The organism is Xanthobacter tagetidis, from assembly GCF_003667445.1.
GTDB lineage: Bacteria > Pseudomonadota > Alphaproteobacteria > Rhizobiales > Xanthobacteraceae > Xanthobacter > Xanthobacter tagetidis.
Window position 1 is genome coordinate 1 of record NZ_RCTF01000063.1, and the last position, 620, is coordinate 620.

General features: G+C 42.9%; 1 protein-coding gene. It reads right to left on the bottom strand.

Annotated features, from left to right (window positions below):
• Positions 1 to 72: 72 nt before the first annotated feature.
• Complete coding sequence (locus D9R14_RS23620) at positions 73 to 477, bottom strand: reverse transcriptase domain-containing protein (protein WP_121625948.1); 405 nt, start codon at positions 475 to 477, stop codon at positions 73 to 75.
• Positions 478 to 620 lie beyond the last annotated feature (143 nt).

Consider the following 620-nt stretch of genomic DNA (forward strand, 5'->3'; position numbering starts at 1 on the left):
TCCATATATAATTTGAAAAGCCACGGCGCCATCACGCATCCCTGTCTCAATCCCATATTCACGTCAAACCATTCACTCACTTCGTTGTCTATCCGCACACATGCTCGAATTCCCACATAAAAGCTTTTCACAGCCTCCCTCCCACATTATACATCGCAGGACCTGCCACATTTCATTCCTGTCCACTCTATCATACGCTTTCTCAAGATTCATAAACGTCCAAAACATATCCTTACCTTTCTCTACAAACTTTTTGCATATATGTCTTACACAACCCCTTTCCCTCCTGAAGCCACATTGTTCTTCTCCAATCGCACCTTCCGTCATATTCCTGATCTGCACAACCAACACTCTTCCATATAACTTTCCAACTACACACAAGAGACTTATTCCTCTCCAGTTACTGCATTCGTATCTGTACTGTTTACCTATATAAAAAGAAACCACACAAGCACTATACCAATCACGTGGAACCATCCCAAGTGCGAAACACGCATTCAGAATTCTACATAACTAAACCATTATACCTACATCCCCTTTCTTCAGGCACTCTGCAGCACATTAATCCAGACAAGGCGCTTTTCCTGCCTTCATCTCCTACAAAGCCCTTTGCACCTCAT